At 36.6% G+C, this 2117-nt stretch carries 2 protein-coding genes; both read right to left on the bottom strand.

All coding sequences use genetic code 11. From position 1 onward, the window contains the following. The coding region (locus SOY52_RS05915; RefSeq protein ID WP_320848047.1) for an iron ABC transporter permease at positions 1 to 1149 on the bottom strand (1149 nt) is incomplete at its 3' end. Continuing rightward, positions 1146 to 2117: ABC transporter ATP-binding protein (locus SOY52_RS05920; protein WP_320848048.1), on the bottom strand; the 972-nt coding region annotated here is incomplete at its 5' end. The genes SOY52_RS05915 and SOY52_RS05920, both read right to left, overlap by 4 nt.

Genomic DNA, 2117 nt, shown 5'->3' on the forward strand with positions numbered 1-2117 from the left:
TGTTGCAGTAATAGACAAGAAGAATGAATTAAAGAGTTCCTTAGATGAGTATTTTGGGATTCTTAAATAGTTATTTAGTGTGAAACCCTCAGGGAAAAGGCCAACCCACTTTGTGAAGAAACTCATTACAATAATTGTGAACTGTGGAAGTAAAGATACAATAAGAATAATTAAGCAATAAATAGTTGCTACAATTCTTATTCCCTTACCTTCATGTTGCTTCAGTTCTTTGTGTGTTGCTGAAATTGTTTCATATTCATGTCTTGCTACAACATATTTCTGTATGTATAAAACTAATGCAGTAATTGCTACGTTTACAACTGCGATAGAGGCAGCACCATTAATATTAAAGAAGCCATTTACTTCGAAGTAAATTAGTGTTGGAAGAACATAATTGCTACCACCTATTACAGCAGGAATACCAAAGTTACCAATTGCTCTTACAAATACTAATAGGGCAGCAGCTCCGAGGGATGGAAGAATGAGAGGAAGAGTGATAGTTCTCATTATTCTACCTCCCTTTGCACCCATAAGCATTGCAGACTCTTCAAGAAGAGAGTTTGCTCCGGCAAATGCTCCATAGCTTAGCTGGAATACAAAAGGATAGTAGGTAAGAGTCATACATAATATCATTCCAAACATTCCGTATATCGATGGAACGGTAATTCCTAATGGACCAAGTAACCAGTTTAAGAAAACTCTAATAACACCCTTATTTCCCAAAAGAATAACCCAAGTATATGCTCCAACAAAGCTTGGCATGATGATAGGAAGTATTCCAAGTGAAAGAATTAGCTTTTTGCATGGGATTTTTACTCTTGCAACGAAGTATCCCATTGGGATTCCTATTAGCAAAGAGAAAAATGTGACACTAATACTTACTATAAAGGAGTTCTTTAAGCTCTTCATATATAGGTTACTAGTAAAGAATTGCTTAAAGCCCTCAAGTGACCATCCTGAGAATTCTAGTCCCTCTGTTGGTGTCCAAAAGGCTCTTAAAAGAGTCATAAATAGTGGATACAGAAGAAAAACAGCTAAAAAAAGCATAGGAATAGCAAAGATTACTGCCTGAGAAAAATCCTTTTGGAAGAATTTCTTTACCTTGCTCTTTTCATTACCGTTTTCTGTTATTGAAAACTTTTTCTTCATAGCTCACGTCCTTCTGGAGAAAATAAGCTAATCTTATCTTCCTTAAAGCCTACATAAACTCTATCACCTTCATGAATATCCTTTTGAAGTGAATCCATATCAATCTCAAGAGCTACAGGGGATATTGAGCTATCGATTGTTACTTCATAACGAATAAAGGAACCAAGGTGTTGGATAATATGAACATTACCTTCAATACACTTATTAAGAGGAGCTGCTGATACAATAAGCTGTTCTGGTCTTCCGCCAATTAGTACGCTATCACCTTTCTTAGCTTGAGTGCGACACTTTGCTTTTGGAATTGCAAATCTTATTCCCTTACCCTTTATCTCAACATCGATGCTATCCTTTGAGCTATCTATGACTGTAGATTCAAAGAAGTTCATCTTTCCGATAAAGTTGGCAACAAAAGCATTCTTAGGCTCATTATAAAGCTCATCAGAGGTACCAATTTGCTCTACAATTCCTTTTCTCAATACTGCAAGTCTATCGCCAACAGCCATAGCCTCCTCTTGGTCATGAGTAACAAAGATAGTAGTAATATTTGTAGCCTTCTGGATTCTTCTAATCTCTGCTCTCATATAACGCCTAAGTTTAGCGTCAAGGTTTGCTAAAGGTTCATCAAGAAGTAGAATATCAGGATCATATACAAGTGCACGTGCAAGAGCAACTCTTTGCTGTTGACCGCCACTTAATGCAGTAGGACTTGGGTTTCTTTTTAATTCCTCTTGAAGTCCTACAAGCTCCATAACCTGTGTAACTTTTTTCTTTACCTCATCATTTGGGACTTTTCTAACACGTAAGCCATAAGCAACATTCTCGAAAATAGACATATGTGGGTAGAGTGCAAAGCTTTGGAAAACCATTCCAATATTTCTTTTATATGGAGGAATAGTAGAGATATCTACATCGCCATAATACATCTTTCCTGAAGAGATCTCTTCAAGACCCGCTGTTGATCTAAGTAG

Source organism: Bullifex sp. (assembly GCF_034103065.1).
GTDB lineage: Bacteria > Spirochaetota > Spirochaetia > Sphaerochaetales > Sphaerochaetaceae > Bullifex.